Source organism: Streptomyces sp. NBC_00523 (assembly GCF_036346615.1).
Lineage (GTDB): Bacteria > Actinomycetota > Actinomycetes > Streptomycetales > Streptomycetaceae > Streptomyces.
This window is the reverse complement of sequence record NZ_CP107836.1, coordinates 3616666-3640316: the sequence shown is the minus strand read 5'-3', so window position 1 is coordinate 3640316 and position 23651 is coordinate 3616666. Positions and strand designations below refer to the sequence as shown.

Annotated in this window: 23 protein-coding genes; 13 read left to right on the top strand and 10 right to left on the bottom strand. The window is 72.6% G+C overall.

Annotated elements, in window-relative coordinates:
• Window positions 1–39 precede the first annotated feature (39 nt).
• Both OHS17_RS16455 and OHS17_RS16450 read left to right on the top strand, forming a co-directional pair.
• Window positions 40–921 (top strand): hypothetical protein, encoded by an 882-nt coding sequence (locus OHS17_RS16455; RefSeq protein WP_330312790.1) that lies wholly within the window; start codon window positions 40–42, stop codon window positions 919–921.
• Between the two features lie 88 nt (window positions 922–1009).
• Window positions 1010–1354 (top strand): rhodanese-like domain-containing protein, encoded by a 345-nt coding sequence (locus tag OHS17_RS16450; protein ID WP_018101929.1) that lies wholly within the window; start codon window positions 1010–1012, stop codon window positions 1352–1354.
• Window positions 1355–1420: 66 nt separating this feature from the next.
• On the opposite strand, the gene OHS17_RS16445 is transcribed toward OHS17_RS16450, so the two are convergent.
• The 5 genes from OHS17_RS16445 to paaA are packed head-to-tail and all read right to left on the bottom strand — an operon-like array spanning window position 1421 to window position 4978.
• Window positions 1421–2479 (bottom strand): 2Fe-2S iron-sulfur cluster-binding protein, encoded by a 1059-nt coding sequence (locus OHS17_RS16445; protein ID WP_330312789.1) that lies wholly within the window; start codon window positions 2477–2479, stop codon window positions 1421–1423.
• A complete protein-coding gene (gene paaD / locus OHS17_RS16440) occupies window positions 2480–2980 on the bottom strand; it encodes a 1,2-phenylacetyl-CoA epoxidase subunit PaaD (protein ID WP_018101931.1) in 501 nt (166 codons plus the stop codon). It lies immediately after the preceding gene.
• Window positions 2974–3675, bottom strand: coding sequence for a 1,2-phenylacetyl-CoA epoxidase subunit PaaC (gene paaC, locus OHS17_RS16435; protein WP_073863880.1), 702 nt, complete (start codon window positions 3673–3675; stop codon window positions 2974–2976). The genes paaD and paaC overlap by 7 nt, the downstream gene beginning before the upstream one ends.
• A complete protein-coding gene (paaB, locus tag OHS17_RS16430) occupies window positions 3672–3962 on the bottom strand; it encodes a 1,2-phenylacetyl-CoA epoxidase subunit PaaB (RefSeq protein ID WP_330312788.1) in 291 nt (96 codons plus the stop codon). The genes paaC and paaB overlap by 4 nt, the downstream gene beginning before the upstream one ends.
• Window positions 3959–4978, bottom strand: coding sequence for a 1,2-phenylacetyl-CoA epoxidase subunit PaaA (paaA, locus tag OHS17_RS16425; RefSeq protein WP_330312787.1), 1020 nt, complete (start codon window positions 4976–4978; stop codon window positions 3959–3961). The genes paaB and paaA overlap by 4 nt, the downstream gene beginning before the upstream one ends.
• Window positions 4979–5081: 103 nt before the next feature.
• Between paaA and OHS17_RS16420 the strand changes: the two genes are divergently transcribed.
• Genes OHS17_RS16420 through OHS17_RS16410 form a run of 3 tightly spaced genes read left to right on the top strand, consistent with a single transcriptional unit; the run spans window position 5082 to window position 7728 of the window.
• The gene (locus OHS17_RS16420; RefSeq protein ID WP_330312786.1) at window positions 5082–5789 is read left to right on the top strand and encodes a DUF5819 family protein; all 708 of its coding nucleotides are present in this window, start codon (window positions 5082–5084) and stop codon (window positions 5787–5789) included.
• Window positions 5786–7036, top strand: coding sequence for an HTTM domain-containing protein (locus OHS17_RS16415; RefSeq protein ID WP_330312785.1), 1251 nt, complete (start codon window positions 5786–5788; stop codon window positions 7034–7036). The genes OHS17_RS16420 and OHS17_RS16415 overlap by 4 nt, the downstream gene beginning before the upstream one ends.
• Window positions 7033–7728, top strand: coding sequence for a TrmH family RNA methyltransferase (locus tag OHS17_RS16410; RefSeq protein ID WP_161208379.1), 696 nt, complete (start codon window positions 7033–7035; stop codon window positions 7726–7728). Before OHS17_RS16415 ends, OHS17_RS16410 begins: the two co-directional genes overlap by 4 nt.
• A gap of 155 nt (window positions 7729–7883) precedes the next feature.
• Here OHS17_RS16410 and paaN read toward each other — a convergent pair whose 3' ends face one another.
• Entirely contained in the window at window positions 7884–9584 is a 1701-nt protein-coding gene (paaN, locus tag OHS17_RS16405; protein ID WP_330312784.1) for a phenylacetic acid degradation protein PaaN, read from the bottom strand.
• 123 nt (window positions 9585–9707) lie between these two features.
• Between paaN and OHS17_RS16400 the strand changes: the two genes are divergently transcribed.
• A complete protein-coding gene (locus tag OHS17_RS16400; protein ID WP_018101939.1) occupies window positions 9708–10310 on the top strand; it encodes a TetR/AcrR family transcriptional regulator in 603 nt (200 codons plus the stop codon).
• A gap of 22 nt (window positions 10311–10332) precedes the next feature.
• Here the strand turns inward: OHS17_RS16400 and OHS17_RS16395 are convergent, their stop codons facing one another.
• Window positions 10333–10839, bottom strand: coding sequence for an Lrp/AsnC family transcriptional regulator (locus tag OHS17_RS16395; RefSeq protein WP_383165682.1), 507 nt, complete (start codon window positions 10837–10839; stop codon window positions 10333–10335).
• Window positions 10840–11055: 216 nt separating this feature from the next.
• Here OHS17_RS16395 and pdhA point away from each other — a divergent pair, with 216 nt between their 5' ends.
• The 7 genes from pdhA to OHS17_RS16360 all read left to right on the top strand — a co-directional run bounded on the left by pdhA (window position 11056) and on the right by OHS17_RS16360 (window position 19310).
• Entirely contained in the window at window positions 11056–12219 is a 1164-nt protein-coding gene (pdhA, locus tag OHS17_RS16390; protein WP_330312782.1) for a pyruvate dehydrogenase (acetyl-transferring) E1 component subunit alpha, read from the top strand.
• The gene (locus tag OHS17_RS16385; protein WP_018101942.1) at window positions 12216–13247 is read left to right on the top strand and encodes an alpha-ketoacid dehydrogenase subunit beta; all 1032 of its coding nucleotides are present in this window, start codon (window positions 12216–12218) and stop codon (window positions 13245–13247) included. The genes pdhA and OHS17_RS16385 overlap by 4 nt, the downstream gene beginning before the upstream one ends.
• The gene (locus OHS17_RS16380; RefSeq protein ID WP_330312781.1) at window positions 13247–14578 is read left to right on the top strand and encodes a dihydrolipoamide acetyltransferase family protein; all 1332 of its coding nucleotides are present in this window, start codon (window positions 13247–13249) and stop codon (window positions 14576–14578) included. Before OHS17_RS16385 ends, OHS17_RS16380 begins: the two co-directional genes overlap by 1 nt.
• Window positions 14579–14642: 64 nt before the next feature.
• Window positions 14643–15491, top strand: coding sequence for an NTP transferase domain-containing protein (locus tag OHS17_RS16375; protein ID WP_330312780.1), 849 nt, complete (start codon window positions 14643–14645; stop codon window positions 15489–15491).
• Entirely contained in the window at window positions 15488–17194 is a 1707-nt protein-coding gene (locus OHS17_RS16370; protein WP_330312779.1) for a molybdopterin-binding protein, read from the top strand. Before OHS17_RS16375 ends, OHS17_RS16370 begins: the two co-directional genes overlap by 4 nt.
• Before the next feature lie 20 nt (window positions 17195–17214).
• Complete coding sequence (locus OHS17_RS16365) at window positions 17215–18288, top strand: potassium channel family protein (RefSeq protein ID WP_018101946.1); 1074 nt, start codon at window positions 17215–17217, stop codon at window positions 18286–18288.
• Between the two features lie 32 nt (window positions 18289–18320).
• Window positions 18321–19310: an NAD(P)H-quinone oxidoreductase gene (locus tag OHS17_RS16360; RefSeq protein ID WP_018101947.1), complete on the top strand. Its 990-nt coding sequence runs from the start codon at window positions 18321–18323 to the stop codon at window positions 19308–19310.
• Window positions 19311–19373: 63 nt separating this feature from the next.
• Here OHS17_RS16360 and OHS17_RS16355 read toward each other — a convergent pair whose 3' ends face one another.
• The 3 genes from OHS17_RS16355 to OHS17_RS16345 form a co-directional block, all read right to left on the bottom strand.
• A complete protein-coding gene (locus OHS17_RS16355) occupies window positions 19374–19919 on the bottom strand; it encodes a bacterial proteasome activator family protein (RefSeq protein WP_073966598.1) in 546 nt (181 codons plus the stop codon).
• A gap of 94 nt (window positions 19920–20013) precedes the next feature.
• Complete coding sequence (locus OHS17_RS16350) at window positions 20014–22869, bottom strand: FtsX-like permease family protein (RefSeq protein WP_330312778.1); 2856 nt, start codon at window positions 22867–22869, stop codon at window positions 20014–20016.
• Window positions 22866–23633: an ABC transporter ATP-binding protein gene (locus tag OHS17_RS16345; protein WP_161212308.1), complete on the bottom strand. Its 768-nt coding sequence runs from the start codon at window positions 23631–23633 to the stop codon at window positions 22866–22868. Before OHS17_RS16345 ends, OHS17_RS16350 begins: the two co-directional genes overlap by 4 nt.
• Window positions 23634–23651: the final 18 nt, after the last annotated feature.

Sequence of the window (23651 nt, the reverse complement as noted above, 5' to 3'; positions counted from 1 at the left end):
CGGGTCCACGGGGGCGGGCCGGGGCCATACGCTGGACGGGTGACCCACGAAGCACCCGGGGTGCCGACCTCCCCGAATGACGATGACCTGCAGGACGAGGCCAGGCCGGCCGCCGGCCGCGAGGAGGCGGCGGAGACCGCGGGGCAGGAACGGCCCGAGGCGCGGCTCGCACAGGCGGTCCGGGTGGCCGAGCAGGCGCTGATCGAGTTCGAGATCGCGGTGGAGACGTTCCGGGTCGAGGTGGAGAACTTCTCCCGGCTGCACCATCAGCGGCTGGGTCCGATGTACGCGCGGCTGGACGAGCTCGACGCGCAGATCGCCGAGGCGCGGGCGGCGAAGACCGGTGACCCCGAGGACGTGCGCAAGGCCGAGGAGGCGCGGTCGGTCGTGATGCCCATGCCGGGCGTGGACGAGCTGTTCCACGACTGGATGGACTCCGAGGGCCTGTCCCCCGAGGCGTCGGCCATGCTGACCGATCAGAAGGTGCGCCCGCCCAAGCGGGTCCGCCCCACCGACGAGGCCCGCAAGCTGTACCGCGACCTGGTCCGCAAGGCGCACCCGGACCTGGCCCAGGACGAGGCGGAGCGGGCCAGGCGGGACGAGTTCATCGCGCGCGTCAACGCCGCCTACGGGCGCGGGGACGAGGCCCAGCTCAACGAACTGGCCGAGGAGTGGGCGGCGGGACCGGCAGCACCGCGCCAGGAGCTGGGCGAGGCCGACGAGCTCTACGCCCGGCTGGACTGGCTGACCCAGCGCAAGGAACTGCTGACCGAGTGGGCCCAGGAGCTGGAGGAGAGCGCGATCGGCGCCATGCTGCGGATGGCCCCGGACGACCCGGACCAGCTTCTGGAGGAGATCGCCGAACAGCTGCTGGGCGAGGTCTCGCAGCGGGAGGCGGAGCTCGCGGCTCTGGTGCAGTAGCGTTTTCGGTGGCCCCGAGCGCACTGATTCGGTGACCCCGAGCGCACTGACGAGAGCCCGAGCGCACTGACGAGAGAAGGCATGACCCATGAATTTCGGCCCGCTTCCCACGGTCGATGTCGCGTCCGTCCCGGCGGACGGCCTCGTCCTGGACGTCCGGGAGAACGACGAGTGGGTGGCCGGACACGTCGAGGGCGCCCTGCACATCCCCATGAGCGACTTCGTGGGCCGCTTCGGTGAGCTGACCGAGGCGGTGGAGGACGGCCGCCGGGTGCACGTGATGTGCCGGGTCGGCGGCCGTTCCGCCCAGGTCACCCAGTACCTGGTGCAGCAGGGGATCGACGCCGTCAACATCGACGGCGGCATGCTCGCCTGGGACGGCGCGGGCCGCCCGATGGTCACCGACAACGGCACCCCGGCCTTCGTCGCCTGACGCAACCCGCTCCGGTCGTCCGGCGCCGGGGTCGCCCGTCGCCGGGGTCGTCCGGCGCCGGGGTCGTCAGCGGTCGAAGTCGAGCTCCACTTCCTCGGTGACCGGACGGGACTGGCAGGCCAGCACGTAACCCGCGTCCGTCTCCTCCGGCTCCAGGGCGTAGTTGCGGTCCATCCGCACCTTGCCGGAGACCAGGAACGCCCGGCAGGTGCCGCAGACGCCACCCTTGCACGCGTACGGGGCGTCCGAGCGCCTGCGCAGCACCGTCTCCAGCAGCGACTCGCCCCCTTCGACCGGCCAGGTGCCGGAACGGCCGTCGAGCGTCGCCGTCAGGACACCGCCGACCGGCGTCTCGACCCGGGGCCCGGCGGGTGCGGCGGGGGTGTCCTCGACGTGGAAGATCTCCTGGTGGATGCGGGAGCGGTCCACGCCCAGCCCGTTCAGCGCGACCTCGGCGGCCCGGACGAGGCCCAGCGGCCCGCACAGGAACCAGCCGTCGATCTCCGCCACCGGCAGGAGCGCCGGCAGCAGTCCGGAGAGCCGCTCGCCGTCCAGCCGGCCCGAGGGTAGACCGGCCTGCTGCTCCTCCCGGGACAGGGCGGTGACCAGCTGGAACCGGTCCGGGTAGCGGTCCTTCAGGTCGGCGACCTCGTCCAGGAACATCGTCGAGGCGGCGGTCCGGTCGCTGCGGACCAGGCAGAACGTGGCGTTCGGCTCCCGGGCGAGCAGGGTGGCCGCCATGGACAGCACCGGGGTGATGCCGCTCCCGCCGACGATCGCCGCGAACTGCCCGGCGCGGGGCGTCAGGACGAAGCGCCCCATCGGGGGCATCGCCTCGATCGTGTCCCCGACCAGCAGCTCCTTGAGCGCGTACGTGGAGAACGCGCCGCCGTCCACGAGGCGGATGCCCACCCGCAGCGCCGGGCCGGCCGAGGGCTCGGGGGCCGGTGCGCAGATCGAGTACGAGCGCCGGACCTCCTCGCCGTCCACGGTGTAGCGGACGTTGAGGTGCTGGCCGGGCTTGTGCCGGAAGGTCTCGTGCAGGCCGGGCGGGACGGCGAGGGTGACGGCCACCGAATCGTCCGTGAGCCGCTCGATCCCGCTGACCCGGAGCGGATGGAACATCTACAACTCCTTGAAGTGGTCGAACGGCTCCTGGCAGGCCACGCAGCGCCGGAGCGCCTTGCACGCCGTGGAGGAGAACCGGCTCAGCAGCTCCGTCTCGGTGGAGCCGCAGTGCGGGCAGCGCACGGACAGGGCCAGCGGCACCGGACCGCCGGACGCGGTGTCGTGCGGCCGGGGCGGGGCTATGCCGAACTCCGCCAGCTTCCGGCGCCCTTCGGCGCTCATGTCGTCCGTCGACCAGGCGGGCGACAGGACCGTCTCCACGGACACCTCGGCCACGCCGTGGTCGTGCAGCACGCGCTCGATGTCCGCCGACATCGCCTCGATCGCCGGGCAGCCGGTGTACGTCGGCGTCAGCCTGACCGTGACATGGTCCGGGTCGTGCACCTCCACGCCCCGGACCACTCCCAGATCCTCCAGCGTCAGCACGGGGAGCTCCGGGTCCGGGACGGAGCCCGCGAGGCTCAGCAGCTCCTCCTCGACGGACGTCCAGGTCACCATGACGCCCCCGGGTGGCTGCGGTGCAGGTGCTGCATCTCGGCGAGCATCCGGCCGAAGGACTCCGTGTGGATGCCCTGCCGGCCCGCGCCCGCCGTCCAGGCGCCGGACTGCGGGCCCGTCGGCACGGTCAGGGTGGCCCGGCCGAGGACGTCGGTGACGGCCTCCAGCCAGCGGCTGTGCAGCGCCTGCCAGTCGGCGTCGACGCCCTCGACCGGCTGGAACAGCTCGCCGGTGAAGCGCCACAGCGCGTCCACCGCCCGCTGCATCCGCTCGTGACTCTCGTCCGTCCCGTCACCGAGGCGCAGGGTCCACTGCTCGGCGTGGTCCCGGTGGTAGGCGACCTCCTTGACCGCCTTGGCCGCGATCTCCGCGAACGGACCGTCCCCGGCGGCCAGCTGCTCGTACAGGCCCTGCTGGTGGACCGAGAAGTAGAGCTGCCGGGCGATGGTGTGGGCGAAGTCGCCGTTGGGCTGCTCGACCAGCTGGAGGTTGCGGAAGGCGCGTTCCTCGCGGAGGTAGGCCAGTTCGTCCTCGTCGCCCGCGAGGGAGAGCAGCAGCCGGGCCTGGCCCAGCAGGTCGAGGGCGATGTTGGCGAGGGCGACCTCCTCCTCCAGCACCGGGGCGTGGCCGGCCCACTCCCCCAGCCGGTGCGACAGCACCAGCGCGTCGTCGCCCAGGGCGAGGGCCGCGGTCACAGGTGCTTCACCCCGTCCGGGATCTCGTAGAACGTGGGGTGCCGGTAGGGCTTGTCACCGGCAGGCTCGAAGAAGGAGTCCTTCTCGTCCGGCGACGACGCCGTGATCTGGGCGGAGGGCACGACCCACAGCGAGACCCCCTCGGACCGGCGGGTGTAGAGGTCGCGCGCGTTGCGCAGGGCCATTTCGGCGTCCGGCGCGTGGAGGCTGCCGGCGTGGGTGTGGGAGAGCCCGCGCCGCGAGCGGACGAACACCTCCCACAGCGGCCAGTCCGTCGAGCTGTTCATGCTGTCGCCTTTCCGTTCCGTACGGCCGGGTCCGCGCCGGGCGTGTGCTTACTGGCGTATGCGGCGGCGGCCTCGCGGACCCAGGCGCCTTCCTGGTGCGCGCTGCGGCGCTGGGTGAGGCGCTGCTCGTTGCACGGGCCGTTGCCCTTCAGGACCTCCTGGAACTCCGTCCAGTCGATCGCGCCGAAGTCGTGCCTGCCGCGTTCCTCGTTCCACCGGAGGTCCGGGTCGGGGAGGGTCAGGCCGAGCGCCTCGGCCTGGGGGACGCAGATGTCCACGAACCGCTGCCGCAGCTCGTCGTTGGAGTGCCGCTTGATCTTCCAGGCCATCGACTGCGCGGAGTGGGCCGAGGCGTCGTCCGGCGGGCCGAACATCATCAGGGACGGCCACCACCAGCGGTTCACCGCGTCCTGGGCCATCTCGTGCTGGGTGGGGGTGCCGTTGCTCAGCGCGAGGAGCAGTTCGTACCCCTGGCGCTGGTGGAACGACTCCTCCTTGCAGATGCGGACCATCGCGCGGGCGTACGGGCCGTAGGAGCAGCGGCAGAGGGGCACCTGGTTGGTGATCGCGGCGCCGTCCACGAGCCAGCCGATGGCGCCGACGTCCGCCCAGGTCAGCGTGGGGTAGTTGAAGATCGAGGAATAGCGCTGGCGCCCCGCGTGGAGCTTGTCGAGCAGTTCCTCGCGGCCGGTGCCCAGGGTCTCGGCCGCGCTGTACAGATACAGGCCGTGCCCGGCCTCGTCCTGCACCTTGGCCATGAGGATCGCCTTGCGGCGCAGCGAGGGGGCGCGGGTGATCCAGTTGGCCTCCGGCTGCATGCCGATGATCTCGGAGTGGGCGTGCTGGGCCATCTGCCTGACCAGCGAGGCGCGGTACGCGTCGGGCATCCAGTCGCGCGGCTCGATGCGCTCGTCGGCCGCCACCGCCGCGTCGAAGGCGGCCTGGAGCGCCGCATCGGGCCCCGCTCCGTCGCCTGCTGCCGTCTGCGCTGTCTGGCTCGCAGTCACTGCCGCCATCCCGGACTCCCTACCGACCGATCGTTCGGTTCAATGTCTTCAATGGTGAGTCCGGGGCCCGTAGGGTGTCAACCCTGTGGATAACCGACGCGATCGGGGCGGGATGGATTCGGACGACGACAGGGTCGCCAGCGACGAGGGCGGACCCGTTCCCGCCGTCGAGGCGGCGCCCGCGGCGGCCGGCGGAATGGCCGGGCTCTCGTTTCCGTACCAGATCGTCGCCGCCGTGGCGCTCGCCGCCTTCGGGGTGCTCGCCTGCATGCAGCTGGCCATGATCTTCCTGCACGTCGCGCCCTCCAACACGCTCACCAAGCAGCACGGCGCGGCGGTGGACGACTGGGTGTACCCCGAGTTCGAACAGAACTGGAAGCTCTTCGCACCCAACCCCCTGCAGCAGAACGTGTCCGTTCAGGTGCGCACCGAGATAGCCGGGGCCGACGGCCCCCGCACGACGGCCTGGCGGGACCTCTCCGCCGAGGACGGCCGGGCGATACGCGGCAATCTGCTGCCCAGCCACGTCCAGCAGAACGAACTCCGCCGGGCCTGGGACTTCTACACCGGATCGCACGACGACAAGAACCGGGCCAACGGCCTGCGCGGCACCCTGTCCGAGAAGTACGTCCGCCGCCTCGTGATGCTGCGCGTCGGCGGCCGGGACGACGGCGAGACCGTCCTGAGGATCCAGGTCAGGTCCGAGATACGGTCCGTCGCGGCGCCCGAGTGGAGCGACGAGAAGATCAGCACCGGCCCGTCCTATCGCGTCCTGCCCTGGTGGACGGTCACCGCCGACGACCTGGGGGCGGCCCAGTGAGTACCCCGCATCCGAGCCGCGGTCTCGCCGGCTTCATCCACCGCATCACGGCCTCGGCCCTCGGCCCGTACCAGAGCGCAGTCATCCGCATCGGCTTCTCGGGCACCTTCCTGCTGTTCCTGCTCAGGGAGCTGCCCCACCGGCACGAGATGTACGGCCCCGACGCGCCTTGGCGCTGGGACCTGGCGCGGCAGCTGATATCCGGGAACCAGGCCTTCACGACCCTCATGTGGTCGGACAGCAACGTCTGGTTCGAGTCCGTCTACGCGCTGGCGCTGGTCTCGTCCCTCCTGCTGATGCTCGGCTGGCACACCCGCGCGGTCTCCGTGGTCTTCATGGCCGGAGTCCTCTCGTTGCAGAACCGCAGCATCTTCATGGGCGACGGCGGCGACAACGTCATCCATCTGATGGCCATCTACCTGACGCTGACCCGCTGCGGGCAGGTCTGGTCGCTGGACGCCCGACGGTCGCGGCGCCGCGAGTCGGCGGAGTACGCCGACCTGGCGGCCGGTGGGCGACGGGTGCCCGGGGAGGCCGCCGGGATCGTGCTGTGGGTGGTGCTCGGCGCCGTCCTGGTGGGCGCCTCGGTGGCGGGCGGTCTGGGCGGGACCGTGTGGCTGCCGCTCCTCCTGTGGTGCCTGTGGCTCGGCCAGGGCGCCTGGTGGGCCGTGAACCGGTACGCGCCGCGCAACGAGCTCCGTGCCCTTCTCGACGTCATCGCCAACCTCGCCCACAACGCCACCCTCGTCGTGATCATGGCCGAGGTCTGCCTGATCTACGCGACGGCCGGCTGGTACAAGATCCAGGGCTCGCGCTGGCAGGACGGCACCGCGCTGTACTACCCGCTGAAGCTGGAGTACTTCACTCCGTGGCCCGCCCTGTCGGACCTCCTGGCTTCCAGCGGAGTCATGGTCATGGTGCTGTCGTACGCCACGGTCATCGTGCAGGTGGCCTTCCCGTTCACCCTCTTCAACCGGCGCGTGAAGAACTTCCTGCTCGGCGCGATGATCTGCGAGCACGCGGGGATCGCGCTCCTGCTGGGGCTGCCGTTCTTCTCGATGGCCATGATCGCCGCGGACGCCGTCTTCCTGCCGACCGCCTTCCTGGTGTGGCTCGGCGCGCGGGTGGCGGCCGGGCGTCAGCGGGTGTTCCGGCGGCGGGTACGGGTACCGGCGCCGCGTGCCGTCGGCGGCGGCCCGGAGGCACCGGAGCCCGGCGGCGACGGGAGCCATACCCTCGTCGGGTGAGCAGTGAGACCGGCAGCACCGGTGAGACCAGCGGCGGCGGCGCGCCCGTGGGCGACGAGCCCGCGCAGTACGACGAGGGGTTCGGGACGGAGATCGGTGTCGGGCCGCATCCGCTGCCCTGGCCCGAGGACGAGCGGTACGACCCCGAGCTGCTGGCCGGTGGCGACCGGCGCAACGTGGGCGACGAGTACCGGTACTGGACCCGTGAGGCGATCGTCGCCGACCTCGATCTGCGCCGCCACGATTTCCACGTGGCCGTGGAGAACTGGGGCCACGACTTCAACATCGGGTCCGTGGTGCGGACCGCGAACGCGTTCCTGGCCAAGGAGGTGCACATCGTCGGGCGGCGGCGCTGGAACCGGCGCGGGGCGATGGTCACCGACCGCTACCAGCATGTCCGGCACCACCCCGACACCGCGAGCCTGACCGCCTGGGCGGCGGCCGAGGGGCTGCCGATCGTCGGGATCGACAACCTGCCGGGGGCGGTGCCGTTGGAGCGGACGGTGCTGCCTCGGCGGTGTGTCCTCCTGTTCGGGCAGGAGGGGCCCGGGCTGACGGAGGAGGCTCGGCGGTGTGCGGAGGTGGTGTGTTCCATTGCGCAGTTCGGGTCTACGCGGTCGATCAACGCGGGGGCGGCCGCCGCCATCGCTATGCATGCCTGGGTGGCTCGGTATGCGGTGATTCCTGGGTGAGGTGGGACTGGCGCGGGGCGGGGTGGGGCGTACGCCTGCGGCGGGCCCTTTCCCCTACCCGCCCCTTCCCGTAACCGGGGCTCCGCCCCGGACCCCGCGCCCCAAACGCCGGCGAGGCTGAAGTTCACGCCGGTGAGGGTGGGATTCGCGCGGCCTCAGTTCTGGCGGCGGACCTCGATCGTGCGGAAGCGGTTCGAGACGAAGGCGCCGTCGCAGAGGGCCGCGTTGGCCGCTGGGTTGCCGCCCGAGCCGTGGTAGTCGGAGAACGCCGCCGTCTGGTTGACGTACACGCCGCCGGTGAGGTTCAGGGAGAGCTGGGCGGACTCGTCCAGGCAGACGTCCTCCAGCGCGCGTTCCACCTCCGGGGACGTCGTGTACGCGCCGACCGTCATCGCGCCCTTCTCGCGGATCGTGCGGCGCAGCAGCTCCAGGGCGTCCGGCGTCGAGTCGACCGCGACCGCGAAGGAGACCGGGCCGAAGCACTCCGAGAGGTACGGGGCCTCGCCGTCCGTCTTGGCGGCGTCGAGCTTGACGATCACGGGGGTGCGGACGGTGGCGTCCGGGAAGTCCGGGTTGGTCACCTCGCGGGACGGGAGCGCGACCTCGCCCAGGTGGGCCGCCGACTCCAGTCGGGCCTTCACGTCCGGGTTGACCAGGGCGCCCAGCAGGCCGTTCGCCCTGGCGTCGTCGCCCAGGAGGCCGGTGACGGCGGCGGCGATGTCGCCGACCACGTCGTCGTACGACTTGTCGCCCGCGTCCGTGGTGATGCCGGAGCGGGGGATGAGGACGTTCTGCGGGGTGGTGCACATCTGGCCGCTGTACAGGGAGAACGAGAACGCCAGGTTGGCGAGCATGCCGCGGTAGTCGTCCGTGGAGTCCACGACGACCGTGTTGACGCCGGCCTTCTCCGTGTAGACCTGGGCCTGGCGGGCGTTGGCCTCCAGCCAGTCGCCGAACTCCGTGGAGCCCGTGTAGTCGATGATCTTGATCTCGGGGCGGACCGCCAGCGTCTTGGCGATGCCCTCGCCCGGGCGCTCGGCGGCCAGGGCGACGAGATTCGGGTCGAAACCGGCCTCCGCGAGCACCTCGCGCGCCAGCTGGACCGTGAGGGCCAGCGGGAGCACCGCGCGGGGGTGGGGCTTGACCAGGACCGGGTTGCCCGTGGCGAGGGAGGCGAAGAGGCCCGGGTATCCGTTCCACGTGGGGAAGGTGTTGCAGCCGATCAGCAGCGAGATGCCGCGGCCCGCCGGGATGAACGTCTTGTGCAGCGCGAGCGGGTCGCGCTTGCCCTGCGGCTTGGACCAGTCGGCCGTCCGGGGCGCGCGGAGCTGCTCCTCGTAGGCGTAGGCGACGGCTTCGAGGCCGCGGTCCTGGGCGTGCGGGCCGCCGGCCTGGAACGCCATCATGAAGGCCTGGCCGCTGGTGTGCATCACGGCGTGGGCGAACTCATGGGTGCGGGCGCTGATCCGGGCCAGGATCTCCAGGCAGACCAGGGCCCTGGTCTCGGGGCCCGCCTCGCGCCAGGCAGGGATGCCCGCCCGCATCGCCGGAAGCAGCACGTCCAAGTCCGCGTGCGGGTACTCGACGCCGAGCTCGGGGCCGTACGGAGAGACCTCCCCGCCCGTCCAGCCGTCGGTGCCCGGCTGGCCGAGGTCGAGGCGGCCGTGCAGCACGGCGTCGAAGGCGGCCTTGCCCTCGGCGGCGCCGAGGCTTCCCGGAGCGCCGCCCTCTCCGTACGCCTTCGGGTGTTCGGGGTGCGGGGACCAGTAGTCACGCGTACGGATCGCTTCGAGGGCCCGGTCCAGCGTGGAGCGGTGCCTCTCGGACAGCAGGTGCGGGGAGAGCTCGGCGGCCATGACGGACCAACTCCTCATCGAGCTGGGCAGGGGCGGGCGGACAGAGTTAGAGTAACCGAACGATCGGTCGGGACAAGAGGGCCCACGAAACCTGTGGACAACTCGTAGGGGAGGATCGCGGACATGACCACGGCCAAGCGGGACACGTACACACCGGAGACTCTGCTGACCGTCGCCGTCCGTGTGTTCAACGAGCGCGGCTACGACGGCACGTCCATGGAGCACCTGTCCAAGGCGGCCGGAATCTCCAAGTCCTCCATCTACCACCACGTCGCGGGCAAGGAGGAACTGCTGCGCCGTGCGGTCAGCCGGGCGCTCGACGGGCTGTTCGGGATCCTTGACGAGCCGGGTGCGACGCGGGGCCGCGCGATCGAGCGGGTCGAGTACGTCACGCGCCGTACCGTCGAGGTACTGATAGCCGAACTCCCCTACGTCACGCTGCTGCTGCGGGTGCGGGGCAACACGAAGACCGAGCGCTGGGCCCTGGAGCGGCGGCGCGAGTTCGACCAGCGGGTCGCCGAACTGCTGAAGGCGGCCGTCGCGGACGGCGATCTCCGCTCCGACGTGGACATACGGCTCGCGACGCGGCTGCTGTTCGGGATGGTCAACTCGCTCGTGGAGTGGTATCGGCCGCTGCCCGACGGCGGCGCGGACGGGGAACGCCTCGCCGACACGGTGGTGCGGCTCGCCCTCGACGGCATGAAGGCCGGTCCGGACCGCCGTTGACCACGGGCCTGCCCGTATCCGCTCAGGCGAGCTCGGTGGGGCGGTCCGGTCCCGGGTCCAGGTCCGTTTCCTCGAACACCAGCAGCGTGCGCGTGGAGAGCACTTCCGGAATGGCCTGAATACGGGTCAGCACCAGCTCGCGCAGCGTCCGGTTGTCCGGTGTGTGCACCAGGAGCAGGACGTCGAAGTCGCCGCTGACCAGCGCGATATGGGTGGCTCCCGGCAGCGCCTGGAGCTGTTCCCGGACGGTCCGCCAGGAGTTCTGGACGATCTTGAGCGTGATGTACGCGGAGGCGCCCTGCCCCGCCCGCTCGTGGTTCACCCGTGCGCCGAAGCCCCGGATCACCCCGTCCTCGATGAGCCGGTTGATCCGGGCGTACGCGTTCGCGCGCGATACGTGGACGCGGTCGGCCACCGACCGTATCGAGGCGCGGCCGTCCGTCTGGAGCAGTCGCAGGATGGCGTGGTCGATGGAATCGAGCGGGCGTGCCGGTGGAACCTGGCCCGGCCCCTCGGCCCCGTCGGCCATTTGTTCAGCTGGCATGTTCCCGCGCCTCCCCGTCCTGGACGACCTGCCCCTATCCCAGGCTGTGGAAAACCGTTTGTCCACAGGCTGGCGGTGCCTGTAGCCAAAATGCGCTCGCGACCGAACAATCGGTAGGTGAGGCACGCCACACCTGTGCTTCACGCTGTTTTCGATATATCACCATATGTCGACACCCCTCGATGCTCGGAGGTGCCTGTCATGACGGTCCAAGAGCTGCCCGGTGCGGCCGCCTACCGGCCCACGCCGCCCCCGGCCTGGAAGCCTCTGACCGATCCCGCGCCGCTGCTCCCGGACCCGGAGCCGTACCGGGTCCTCGGTACGGACGCGGTGGCCGACGCCGATCCCGAGCTGCTGCTGCGGCTCTACGCGGAGCTGGTGCGCGGGCGGCGGTACAACGCCCAGGCGACGGCCCTGACGAAGCAGGGCCGGCTGGCGGTCTACCCGTCGAGCACGGGCCAGGAGGCGTGCGAGATCGCGGCCGCCCTGGTGCTGGAGGAGCGGGACTGGCTCTTCCCCAGCTACCGCGACACGCTCGCGGCGGTGGCCCGGGGTCTCGACCCGGTCGAGGCGCTGACGCTGCTGCGGGGTGACCGGCACACCGGCTACGACCCGCGCACGCACCGCATCGCGCCGCTCTGCACCCCGCTCGCCACCCAGTTGCCGCATGCCGTGGGCCTGGCCCACGCGGCGCGGCTGAAGGGCGACGACGTGGTCGCGCTGGCGATGGTCGGTGACGGCGGCACCAGTGAGGGCGATTTCCACGAGGCGCTGAACTTCGCGGCGGTCTGGAAGGCCCCGGTGGTCTTCCTCGTGCAGAACAACGGCTTCGCCATCTCCGTACCGCTGGCCAAGCAGACGGCCGCGCCCTCCCTGGCCCACAAGGCGGTGGGGTACGGCATGCCCGGCCGGCTGGTCGACGGAAACGACGCGGCCGCGGTGCACCAGGTGCTCTCCGAGGCGGTCGCCCGGGCCCGGAGCGGTGGCGGTCCGACCCTGGTCGAGGCGGTCACGTACCGGATGGACGCCCATACGAACGCGGATGACGCGACCCGCTACCGCGGCGACAGCGAGGTCGAGGCGTGGCGGGACCACGACCCCGTCCAGCTCATGGAGCGCGAGCTGACCGGGCGCGGCCTGCTCGACGACGAGGGCGTGGAAGAGGCGCGGGCGGCCGCCGAGCGGATGGCGGCCGCGCTCCGGGAACGGATGAACGCGGACCCGGAGCTCGACCCGATGGACCTCTTCACCCATGTGTACGCGGAGCAGACGGCGCAGTTGCGGGAGCAGGCGGCCCGGCTGCGCCAGGAGCTGGCCGCGGAGAACGACCAGCACGGCACGGAAGACGGGGGAACGGCGCGATGACCACGGCAGCGGTGACGGCCGGGGAGCGGACGGCCAAGGCCAAGCCCGCCACCATGGCGCAGGCGCTGGGGCGCGCGCTGCGCGACTCGATGGCCGAGGACCCCACGGTGCACGTGCTCGGGGAGGACGTCGGGACGCTCGGCGGGGTCTTCCGGATCACCGACGGCCTGGCGAAGGAGTTCGGCGACGAGCGCTGCACGGACACCCCGCTCGCCGAGGCGGGCATCCTCGGGGCCGCGGTCGGCATGGCGATGTACGGCCTGCGGCCCGTGGTCGAGATGCAGTTCGACGCGTTCGCGTACCCGGCGTTCGAGCAGCTGATCAGCCACGTCGCCAAGATGCGGAACCGGACCGGGGGCGCGATGCCGCTCCCGATCACCGTCCGGGTGCCCTACGGCGGCGGCATCGGAGGCGTCGAGCACCACAGCGACTCCTCGGAGGCGTACTACATGGCGACCCCCGGTCTCCATGTCGTCACCCCGGCCACGGTCGAGGACGCGTACGGGCTGCTGCGGGCCTCGATCGCCTCGGACGACCCCGTGGTCTTCCTGGAGCCGAAGCGGCTGTACTGGTCGAAGGCCGACTGGTCGCCGGAGCACCCCACCGCCGTGGAGCCCATCGGCCGCGCCGTCGTGCGCCGACCCGGCCGCAGCGCGACCCTGATCACCTACGGGCCGTCCCTGCCGGTCTGCATGGAGGCCGCTCAGGCGGCGGTCGAAGAGGGCTGGGACCTCGAAGTGGTCGACCTGCGCTCGCTGGTCCCGTTCGACGACGAGACCGTCGCCGCCTCCGTCCGCCGCACCGGGCGCGCGGTCGTCGTCCACGAGTCCACCGGCTTCGGCGGGCCCGGCGGCGAGATCGCGGCCCGGATCACCGAGCAGTGCTTCCACCACCTGGAGGCGCCGGTGCTGCGGGTCGCCGGGTTCGACATCCCGTACCCGCCGCCGATGCAGGAGCGGCACCACCTTCCCGGTGTGGACCGGGTGCTCGACGCCGTCGCGCGGCTCCAGTGGGAGGCGGACAACTGATGGCTCAGGTTCTTGAGTTCAGGCTTCCGGATCTCGGCGAGGGGCTGACCGAGGCGGAGATCGTGCGCTGGCTGGTGGAGGTCGGGGACGTCGTCGCCATCGACCAGCCGGTGGTGGAGGTGGAGACCGCCAAGGCGATGGTGGAGGTGCCCTGCCCGTACGGGGGTGTGGTGACCGCCCGCTTCGGCGACGAGGGCGCCGAGCTTCCGGTGGGGGCGCCGCTGCTGACCGTGGCCGTCGGATCGCCCGTGGAATCAGCCGGGGGAGGTGCGGACGCGGATTCCGGTACGGATTCCGGGTCCGGGAACGTGCTGGTGGGGTACGGGACCGGGGCGCCGCCGGTGCGGCGTCGGCGGGTCCGGCCGGAGGGGCTGAAGGCGGCGGTCGCCGTGTCCGTGGCGCCCGCCGAGGCTGCGGCCCCGGCCCCCACGCCCGAGCCCGCCCCCGCGCTCGGGCCGGTCGCGGTCGTGTCCCCGCTGGTCCGCAGGCTCGCGCGGCAGCACGATCTGGACCTGCGCCGGCTCGCCGGGTCGGGGCCCGACGGGCTGATCCTGCGCGCCGACGTCGAGTCCGCGATCCGGTCGGCCGCCGAGGCGCCCGTCCCGGAGCCCGCCGCTTCCTCCTCCTCCCCCGCCGGTGAGCGGGTCGCGCTGCGCGGCGTACGGGGAGCGGTCGCCGACAAGCTGTCCCGCAGCCGACGGGAGATCCCCGACGCCACCTGCTGGGTCGACGCCGATGCGACCGAGCTGATGGCGGTGCGCGCCGCGATGAACGGCGCCGCCGGGGCCGGTGCGCCCAAGGTGTCGGTGCTCGCCCTTCTCGCCCGCATCTGCACGGCGGCCCTGGCCCGTTACCCGGAGCTGAACTCCACGGTGGACCAGGAGGCGCGCGAGATCGTCCGGCTGCCGCAGGTCCACCTCGGATTCGCGGCGCAGACCGACCGGGGCCTGGTGGTCCCCGTCGTCCGGGACGCTCACGCCCGCACCACGGAGTCGATCGGCGCCGAGATCGCCCGGCTGACCGAGGCGGCCAGAACGGGCGCGCTGACGCCGGCCGAGCTGACCGGCGGCACGTTCACGCTCAACAACTACGGGGTCTTCGGGGTCGACGGCTCGACGCCGATCATCAACCACCCCGAGGCCGCGATGCTGGGTGTCGGCCGGATTGTTCCCAAGCCATGGGTGCACGAGGGCGAGCTCGCCGTGCGTCAGGTCGTCCAGCTGTCCCTGACCTTCGATCACCGGGTCTGCGACGGCGGTACCGCCGGGGGCTTCCTGCGGTACGTGGCGGACTGCGTGGAACAGCCGGCGCTGCTGCTCCGAAGCGTGTAGGCGGGCACCCGCCGGTGCGGGGCCTGGCCGTCCGGGGCGTCGGCCGGGCCCGCATACTCGGGGCATGACCGCCTACGACGCCATCGTTCTCGCCGGAGGAGCCGCCAAGCGGCTGGGCGGTGCCGACAAGCCCGCCGTGCGGGTGGGCGGCCGTCCGCTCCTCGACCGGGTCCTCGCCGCCTGCCCCGGCGCCGGGACCACCGTGGTGGTGGGGGACCGGCGGCCCACCGCGCGGGCCGTGACCTGGGCGCGCGAAGTCCCGCCCGGCGGCGGTCCGTTGGCCGCCCTGGGCGCCGGGGTCCGGCACACCTCGGCGGAGCGGGTGCTCGTGCTCTCCGCCGATCTGCCCTTCCTGGGCGCTGATACGATCGCCGCCCTGCTGACCGCCTCGGAGCGGGACGGCGTCGAGGGTGCCCTGTGCTCCGACGAGGGCGGGCGCGACCAGCCGCTCGTCGCCGTCTACCGGGGCGAGCCGCTCCGGCGCGAACTGGCCTGCCTCGCCGCCGAGCACGGGAGCCTGGGCGGGCTGCCGCTGAGGCTGCTCACGCAGGAGCTGACGCTGTGCCGGGTGGCGGCGGGCCCCCTCGCCTCGTTCGACTGCGACACCTGGGAGGACATCGCTTCGGCCCGGGCCCGGATCAGAGAACATGGGACGGTGCTGGACGAATGGATCACCGCAGTCAAGGAAGAACTCGGCATCGACCTCGACGTCGACACCGGCCTCCTGCTCGACCTCGCCCGTGACGCCGCCCACGGCGTCGCCCGGCCCGCCGCGCCCCTGACGACCTTCCTGGTCGGCTACGCGGCGGCGAAGGCGAGCGGCGACGGCGGAGGGCCCGAGGCCGTGGCGGAGGCCGCCCGCAAGGCGGCCGCGCTCGCGCTCCGGTGGGCGGACGAGAACGAGACGCCGTGACGGGGTCCGGGGGACCCGGGGGCCTCGGGGAGCCCGCGGACTCCGGCGCCCTCGGCGGCGGTGCCGCTCACGCCTCCGGGGCAAAGGCGCAGGCCGATGAGGACCGGGCCGTCGCCCAGGCCCTGGCCCTCGTGAGCCGGCCGTCGCCCCGCGACGCGGAGCCCGCGCCGGTGGACGCGCCGTCCGACTGGCTCACCAGCCTCCACGACGACTGGCCGGACGCCCCGGCCCCCGGTAGGCGGAGCACCCCTGCCGCGCAGGCCGACGGCACTCCCCGGCTGCCCGGCGAGCCGGGCAGCCGCCCCGCCGCGTCGTCGGAGCCCGGGCACGGCGGCGACCCGCTGAGCGACGCCGAGTGCACGGACCAGCCGGAACGTCACGGCTCCGACGCGGCCTCCTCCCGGCCCGGCGTCTCCCCCGCCGGGGACCGGCCCGGCCCCCGGCCCCGCGCCCCCCGGCACACAGCGCTCCCCTGGCCCGCGGCCCGGGGCATCGCCACCCGGGCCGGGCAGCGTGGTGCCGTGCGTACCGAATGGCTCGGGCTCGGCATGGTGCTGGGCCGGGTCCTGGGCGAGCCGTTGGCCGCGCTCACCGACCTGCCGTCCTTCGATACCTCGGCCATGGACGGGTGGGCCGTTGCCGGGCCCGGGCCCTGGCGCATCCAGGACGGCGGCGGCATCCTCGCCGGGCACGGCGCGCCCGCCCCGCTGCCCGACGGGGAGGCCGTGCGGATCGCCACGGGCGCCCGTATCCCCGCCGAGGGCACCGCCGTCATCCGCAGCGAGCACGCACACGCCGACGAGGCCAAGGGGCTGCTGTACGCGGAGCGGTCCGTGAGCCAGGGGCAGGACATCCGGCCGCGCGGCCAGGAGTGCCGGTCGGGGGAGATCCTGCTTCCCGCCGGCACGGTCGTCACGCCCGCAGTGCTCGGACTGGCCGCAGCCGCCGGGTACGACGAGCTGCCCGTCCGCGCCCGGCCGCGCGTCGACGTCCTGGTGCTCGGCGATGAACTGCTCACCGCCGGGCTGCCGCACGACGGGCTGATCCGCGATGCGCTGGGCCCCATGATCGGGCCCTGGGTGCACGCGCTGGGCGCCGAGGTCACTCCGCCGCGGCGCCTCGGGGATGATGCGGAGGCCCTGGAGAAGGCGCTCACCAGCTCCGAGGCCGACCTGATCATCACGACCGGAGGCACCGCCGCCGGGCCCGTCGACCACGTCCACCGCGTCCTCGGCCGGATCGGGGCCGAGCTCCTGGTCGACGGGGTCGCCGTGCGTCCCGGCCATCCGATGCTGCTGGCCCGGCTCCCCTCCGACGGGCCCTGGCTCGTCGGGCTGCCCGGCAACCCCCTGGCCGCCGTCTCCGGACTGCTCACCCTCGCCGGGCCGCTCCTCGGCGGACTGGCCGGACGTACCCCCGATGATCCCTACCGGGTGGCCGTGCGCGACGATGTGCACGGGCATCCGCGCGACACCCGGCTGGTGCCCGTGGTCCACCGGGCGGCCGGAGAACCCGGAACCGCAGGCGGGGCGGAGCACGTCGTACCACTGCACTACAACGGTCCCGCCATGCTGCGCGGGATCGCCGCCGCGGACGGGTTGGCCGTCGTGGAGCCGGGCGGGGTACGGTCCGGCACCGAGGTGGAGATCCTCGATCTACCGTGGGCCCCGGCGACGCCGTGGACTGAAGGGTGTTTCACGTGAAACTTCCCGGCCAAGACGCGATGGCCAGGCGGGCGGACGAACAGGTCGTCCCCACCCGCGTGATGCTTCCGCGCAGGGTCGTGGACGGACCGGCCCGCCAGGTCGCCAAGCGGCTGATGATGGCTCTGATGGTGCTGGCCATCACGGTGTTCATCGTCTGGATCGACCGGGTCGGCTACCACGATGCCGCCGACGGCAAGGTCGACCTGCTGGACTCGGTCTACTACGCGACGGTCACCCTCTCCACCACCGGATACGGCGACATCACCCCGTACAGCGACGGGGCCCGTCTCATCAATGTGGTGCTCGTGACACCGCTGCGCGTGCTTTTCCTCATCATCCTGGTCGGCACCACCCTTGAGGTCCTCACGGAGCGGACCCGGGAGGACTTCCGGCTGAAGCGTTGGAGAACCAACTTGCGTGACCACACTGTCGTCGTCGGGTTCGGAACGAAGGGCCGCTCGGCCATCCAGACCCTGTGCGCCACCGGGCTGAGCAAGGAACAGATCGTCATTGTCGACCCGCAGTCCAAGGTGATCGAGATCGCCACCGCCGAGGGCTTCACGGGTGTCATCGGGGATGCCACGCGCAGCGATGTACTGCTGCGGGCCGAGCTTCAGAAGGCCCGTCAGGTCATCATCGCCACCCAGCGCGACGACACCGCGGTGCTGGTCGCACTGACCGCCCGCCAGCTCAACCGGGGCGCGAAGATCGTGGCCGCGGTCCGTGAGGAGGAGAACGCCCCGCTGCTGCGGCAGTCCGGTGCTGACGCCGTCATCACCAGCGCCAGTGCGGCGGGCCGGCTGCTCGGCCTCTCCGTGCTCAGCCCCAGCGCGGGCACGGTCATGGAGGACCTCATCCAGCAGGGCAGCGGCCTCGATCTGGTCGAACGGCCGGTGATAAAGAGCGAGGTGGGCAAGAGCGTGCGGGAGACCGACGATCTCGTCGTCAACGTGCTGCGGGGCCACCGGCTCCTCGGCTACGACGACCCGGCGGCGAGCCCCTTGCAGCTGACGGACCGCCTGATCACCATCGTCCGCGCTTCGAACGAGCCTCCCAGCTACCCGCCGCACCAGGGCATCCCGCGTTCCTGAGACCGCCCCGCCCACGGAGTAGCCTCGCGGCCATGCATGCGATCACGATCCCCGAACCCGGTGGCCCCGAGGCGCTCGTGTGGGCCGAGGTGCCCGATCCCGTTCCCGGCGACGGCGAGGTCCTCGTCGACGTCGCGGCCAGTGCGGTCAACCGGGCCGATGTGCTCCAGCGCCAGGGCTTCTACGACCCGCCGCCGGGAGCGTCCCCCTACCCGGGCCTGGAATGCTCCGGCCGCGTCTCGGCCCTCGGGCCCGGGGTCACCGGCTGGGCCGTCGGCGACGAGGTGTGTGCGCTCCTCGCGGGCGGCGGTTACGCGGAGAAGGTCGCCGTTCCGGCGGGCCAGCTCCTCCCCGTACCCAAGGGGCTGGACCTCGTACGGGCCGCGGCGCTGCCCGAGGTGACGGCCACGGTCTGGTCCAACGTGTTCATGGTGGCCCACCTCCGGCCCGCCGAGACCCTGTTGGTGCACGGCGGGTCCAGCGGCATCGGCACGATGGCGATCCAGCTCGCCAAGGCCGTCGGCGCACGGGTCGCCGTGACGGCCGGCAGCCCCGACAAGCTGGCGCGCTGCGCCGAGCTGGGGGCGGACATCCTGATCGACTACCACGAGCAGGACTTCGTGGAGGAGATCCGCGAGACCACGGCCGGGGCGGGCGCGGACGTCATCCTCGACATCATGGGCGCGAAGTACCTCGACCGGAACGTGCAGGCGCTCGCCGTCAACGGCCGGCTCGCGATCATCGGGCTCCAGGGCGGCGCCAAGGGCGAGCTGAACCTCGGCATGCTGCTCAACAAGCGGGCGGCCGTCACCGCGACCTCGCTGCGCGGGCGCCCGCTCGCCGAGAAGGCGGCGATCGTCGCGGCCGTCCGCGAGCACGTCTGGCCGCTCATCGAGGAGGGCGTCGTGCAGCCGGTGGTCGACCGCACGGTGCCGATGCGGGACGCGGCCGAGGGCCACCGGGTCATGGAGTCCAGCACCCACATCGGCAAGGTGCTGCTCCAGCCGCCGACGACCGCCTGAGCGCACGCGTACGAAAGGGGCCCGGCACACCGTTTGTGTGCCGGGCCCCTCGTGCGTGGTCGGTTACAGGTACGGCCCCGAGCGGACCGGGCCGTGCGGGTCGATGCCGCCGTCCTCCTCCGGGCCGCTGCCGGGCGGCAGGGCCCGGCGCATCTGCTCCAGCTGGGCGCGGGCCGCCATCTGCTGGGCGAACAGCGCGGTCTGGATGCCGTGGAACAGGCCCTCCAGCCAGCCCACCAGCTGGGCCTGGGCGATCCGCAGCTCCGCCTCGGAGGGGACCGAGTCCTCGGTGAACGGCAGGGACAGCCGCTCCAGCTCCTCCACCAGCTCCGGCGCGAGGCCGTCCTCCAGCTCCTTCACGGAGCCGGCGTGGATCTCCTTGAGCCGCACCCGGCTCGCCTCGTCGAGAGGAGCGGCCCTCACCTCCTCCAGGAGCTGCTTGATCATGCTGCCGATCCGCATGACCTTCGCGGGCTGCTCGACCATCTCCGTCACCGGGACCTCCCGCGACTCGTCGTCCGTGCCACCGCCGCCGATCGCCATTCCGTCCTGCCCCACTACGAGGACCTGGGGGTGCTCCTGCGACCGTTCATTCCTCGGCATCTCCATGCCGCCATTGTCTCGCACACACGGTGTTCAACACTGTGGTGCCCCCGGAAACGGCTGATCCACCGCATCCAGGGGCACCGAACGGTCCTACGGCTCAGCCGGCCCGCCTCGCCAGGGCCACCCGCGAACGGGTGAAGACCGCCGCGAGGCCGCCCGCCAGCAGCGGGACCGCCACGGCCAGCAGGCCGATGGTCGCCCAGGGCAGCACGATCGGCGTGTACGCGGACTCCATGGGGTCCTCCCGCATGTACTCCATCGCCTCGCGCAGATCGACCAGCCGCAGGGCCACCGCGGGCACCAGACCCGCCGCCGTCCCGAGCAGCACCCCGGTCAGCGCCACCACCAGGCACTGGAATCCGGAGAGCGACCGCCGCACGCGCGGGGCCGCGCCGATCGCGCTGAGCGTGGTGAGGTCGGCCTCCGCGTCCGCCTTGGCCAGACCGGTCGTGATCGCGGCCGCGCCCACCGTCACCACCCCGGCGAACAGGGTGAGGATCAGCAGGATCGTGCTGCCCCGGTCGTTGGGCCCGGAGTTGCTCTGCACCCAGAGACCGCCCCCGGCCTGGTCGATGGCCGCGGTGACCCGCTGGTTCTCCGCGTCCGTGGGCTCGTGGCCGACGGCGTACACACTGCCGAACGGCTTCGTGTGCAGGCCGAGGCGTTCGGCGGTGCGCTGCGGGAGGATCATGCGGATGCCGGGCGTCGTGGCGTACTCGGCCTTCGCGATGTACACCTTCAGCCGGTCCGTCGTCTTCCGGGCGGGCCCGGGGTGCAGCTTGCGGTTCTTCTTGTCCTTGGCGTTGTACGTGTGGACGGCCTTGAGGGTGACCTCGCCGTTCTCCGCGTACGCCTCGTTGAGCAGGACCGGGGTGCCGGCCTTCAGCGCGGCGGCCGCCGCCGGGTCGTCCAGCTTCACGTACGTGTCGAGCAGCGCCGCGTCACCGACGACGATGTTGTCGGAGTCGTAGCTGAAGGACCCGGTGGAGTTGTGGACGTCCACACAGGCGGGGGTCCGCATCATCGCGCGGTGCTCGTCGGCGGAGAGCCGGGCGGCCAGCTCCTTGGCGCCCTTGGTGTCGAGCGGGCAGGTGTGGCCCTTGCCGGCCGGCTTGACCAGCGCGAGGGAGCCGCAGCCGCTCTCGTCCTCCTCGTAGTAGACGCTGCAGTCGCTGCCCGCCCAGACCCGGGAGATGTCGGCCCGGCGGCCGGTCACCGCCATGTCGTGCTCGACGGCGGCACGGGCCGCCGGAAGCCGCTCGGCGGCCTCGGCGTCGTTGGCACTCAGGGCGATCGTGCCCTTGGTCAGCATCGGCATGTAGGAGTAGTCGGACTCGGCCAGGCTGCTGGACATGTACGTCGCGATGGCGACGGAGCCCGCGACCGCGGCCATGACGGCGGCCACCGCCGGAGCGGTGCGGCCCCGGTTGCGGGCCGCGTCCCGCAGCGCCATCCGGGGCGAGAGCGGAAGCCTGCGCCCGAGCCGGCCCAGCAGCCCGACGATGACCGGGATGCAGGCCAGCAGGCCCAGCTCGGCGACGACCGAGCCGCCGGCGACCAGCATGGAGTTGCCGCCGGTGCCCCCGTACACGGCGATCAGCACGCCGAGCGCGAGCACGCAGGCGCCCGTGACCGGCAGCACCCGGGAGCTGCGGCGCACCCCGCGCCGGCCGGTCAGCGACTCCAGCACCGACTGCCGGCCGGCCGCGATCGCCGGGGCGAAGGCCGCCAGCAGGCCGGTGACCAGACCGAGCACGGCGATGACCAGGAGTTCGGCCGGGTGCAGTGCGAGGGAGCCGAAGCGGTGACCGGCCCAGCCCTCGATCAGCGGCCGGAACACCACCGTCAGCACCAGGCCGGTCACGACACCGGCGACCGCGCCGACGCCGCCGAGGACGAGACCGCCCCCGAGGACCACGGCGCGGACCTGGCTGCGGTCACCGCCGCAGGTGCCGAGCAGGCCCAGCTGGCGCCGGGACCGCCGGGCGCCGACGGCGAACGCGGGTCCGGCCAGCAGCACGACCTCCAGGAGCGCCATCGCGACGACGGTGATCAGGGCGGTGCTGGTCTCGTCGGAGGTGTAGGTGCGGTCGTTGGCGTACTGCGGGTCCGTCCGCAGCAGCGGGATCTCGGAGTCGGGCGGCGGGTTCTCGAAGACCTGCCGGGAGGTGACGAGGGCACCGGCCTTGTTGGCGGCCAGCACGTCCTGCCAGACGATCCCGGCCTTCCCGGGCCCCTCGACCAGCCACCGCGTCTCGCCCGGCTGGGGCGTCGGCACCTTCTTGTCGCGTGCGGCCAGGGCCGCCCAGGGGGCGATCACCGCGCCCGGTTCCGCGTACAGCGCCTTCGCCTCCAGGTCGGCGGGAAGCTCCACCGCACCGGTGATCGTGTACTTCTTGCCGGAGGTCGTCACCGTGACGTCGGAGCCCACACGCAGGCCCGCCGACTCCAGGAACGCCTCGGTGGCCACCAGCTCGCCCGCGGAGCGCGGGAACGCGCCCCCGACGAGGTCGATCCGCCCCCGGGCCATCCGGTCCGAGGTCCTGAACTCGGTGATCTCGGTGCTCGCGATGCCGTACGAGGTGGTGACGGTCGCGGACACGGACTGCTCGCTGACCGCCCGTACGCCCTTCGGGAACACGGCGCGCAGGTCGACAGGCTTCGGCTCCTCGGAGGGCTCCTTGCCGCTCGCCCGGTCGTACATGGTGCCGTCGGGCATCTGCTGGATCGGACCCAGGCCGACGTCGCTGTACACCGCGTCGGCCGCGCCGATCTCGGCCGTCAGCCGCTCGGCCGGGCTCAGCTCCGCGCTGCGGTACGTGATGTCGGCGGCCGTCACCCCGAGGACCGGCAGCGCGATCATCGCGACCACCAGGGCGCTGCGGCCCTTGGCCCGGAGGGCGTCACGGCGGGCTATCCGGAGGGCGGCGCGCCACCCCGTGAAGACGCTCACTCGGCTCCCCCGGCGGCCAGCAGCGAATCGGCCCCGGCCGTCAGCGTCTGGTCCACGATCGAACCGTCCCGCAGGAAGACGACCCGGTCCGCCCAGGCCGCGTACCGCGGTTCGTGCGTGACCATCACCCCCGCAGCGCCCTGGTCGCAGCGGTTGCGCAGGAGCGCGAGGACGGCCTCGCCGGTCTCCGAGTCGAGCGCCCCGGTCGGCTCGTCGGCGAGGACCAGGCGCCGGTCGCCCACCAGCGCGCGGGCGATGGCGACGCGCTGCTGCTGGCCGCCGGACATCTCGTCCGGGAAGCGGTCCGCGATCTCCAGGAGGTTCATCTCCTCCAGCGCGGCGCGGGCCTCCTTGCGGGCCTTGCGGACCGAGACGCCGTCGAGCTCGCGGGGCAGGGCGATGTTCTCGGCGGCGGTCAGGGCGGGGATCAGGTTGTAGTCCTGGAAGACATAGCCGACGCTGCGGCGGCGCAGGGCGGCGAGCCCCTTGCGGCCGAGCGCGGAGATGTCCTGGCCCTCGATGATCACCTGGCCGCCGCTCGCGGTGTCGAGACCGCCGGCGAGGGTGAGCAGGGTGGACTTGCCGGAGCCGGACGGGCCCATGACGGCGACGAGCTCACCGGCGTGCACCGACAGGCTGATGCCGCGCAGCGCCTGCACCTCGGCGATGCCGGTGCCGTGGGTGCGGGTGAGCGAGCGGAGTTCGAGCACCGGTGCGTCCACCGGCAGGGCCGGGGCGGACGGAGACGGGACGTGCAGGGACATGATTCCCTCTCGGAACGG

What these genes read in the sequence shown, in the direction of transcription:
- paaA (WP_330312787.1), bottom strand. Translation starts at nt 4,978, where the DNA reads ATGGCGGCAGTGACTGCGAGCCAGACAGCGCAGACGGCAGCAGGCGAC.
- OHS17_RS16365 (WP_018101946.1), top strand. Translation starts at nt 17,215, where the DNA reads ATGGCCAGGCGGGCGGACGAACAGGTCGTCCCCACCCGCGTGATGCTT.
- paaN (WP_330312784.1), bottom strand. Translation starts at nt 9,584, where the DNA reads ATGGCCGCCGAGCTCTCCCCGCACCTGCTGTCCGAGAGGCACCGCTCC.
- OHS17_RS16375 (WP_330312780.1), top strand. Translation starts at nt 14,643, where the DNA reads ATGACCGCCTACGACGCCATCGTTCTCGCCGGAGGAGCCGCCAAGCGG.
- OHS17_RS16355 (WP_073966598.1), bottom strand. Translation starts at nt 19,919, where the DNA reads ATGGAGATGCCGAGGAATGAACGGTCGCAGGAGCACCCCCAGGTCCTC.
- OHS17_RS16400 (WP_018101939.1), top strand. Translation starts at nt 9,708, where the DNA reads ATGACCACGGCCAAGCGGGACACGTACACACCGGAGACTCTGCTGACC.
- paaB (WP_330312788.1), bottom strand. Translation starts at nt 3,962, where the DNA reads ATGAACAGCTCGACGGACTGGCCGCTGTGGGAGGTGTTCGTCCGCTCG.
- OHS17_RS16445 (WP_330312789.1), bottom strand. Translation starts at nt 2,479, where the DNA reads ATGTTCCATCCGCTCCGGGTCAGCGGGATCGAGCGGCTCACGGACGAT.
- OHS17_RS16395 (WP_383165682.1), bottom strand. Translation starts at nt 10,839, where the DNA reads ATGGCCGACGGGGCCGAGGGGCCGGGCCAGGTTCCACCGGCACGCCCG.
- OHS17_RS16385 (WP_018101942.1), top strand. Translation starts at nt 12,216, where the DNA reads ATGACCACGGCAGCGGTGACGGCCGGGGAGCGGACGGCCAAGGCCAAG.
- OHS17_RS16380 (WP_330312781.1), top strand. Translation starts at nt 13,247, where the DNA reads ATGGCTCAGGTTCTTGAGTTCAGGCTTCCGGATCTCGGCGAGGGGCTG.
- OHS17_RS16420 (WP_330312786.1), top strand. Translation starts at nt 5,082, where the DNA reads ATGGATTCGGACGACGACAGGGTCGCCAGCGACGAGGGCGGACCCGTT.
- OHS17_RS16360 (WP_018101947.1), top strand. Translation starts at nt 18,321, where the DNA reads ATGCATGCGATCACGATCCCCGAACCCGGTGGCCCCGAGGCGCTCGTG.
- OHS17_RS16345 (WP_161212308.1), bottom strand. Translation starts at nt 23,633, where the DNA reads ATGTCCCTGCACGTCCCGTCTCCGTCCGCCCCGGCCCTGCCGGTGGAC.
- OHS17_RS16450 (WP_018101929.1), top strand. Translation starts at nt 1,010, where the DNA reads ATGAATTTCGGCCCGCTTCCCACGGTCGATGTCGCGTCCGTCCCGGCG.
- paaD (WP_018101931.1), bottom strand. Translation starts at nt 2,980, where the DNA reads ATGGTGACCTGGACGTCCGTCGAGGAGGAGCTGCTGAGCCTCGCGGGC.
- pdhA (WP_330312782.1), top strand. Translation starts at nt 11,056, where the DNA reads ATGACGGTCCAAGAGCTGCCCGGTGCGGCCGCCTACCGGCCCACGCCG.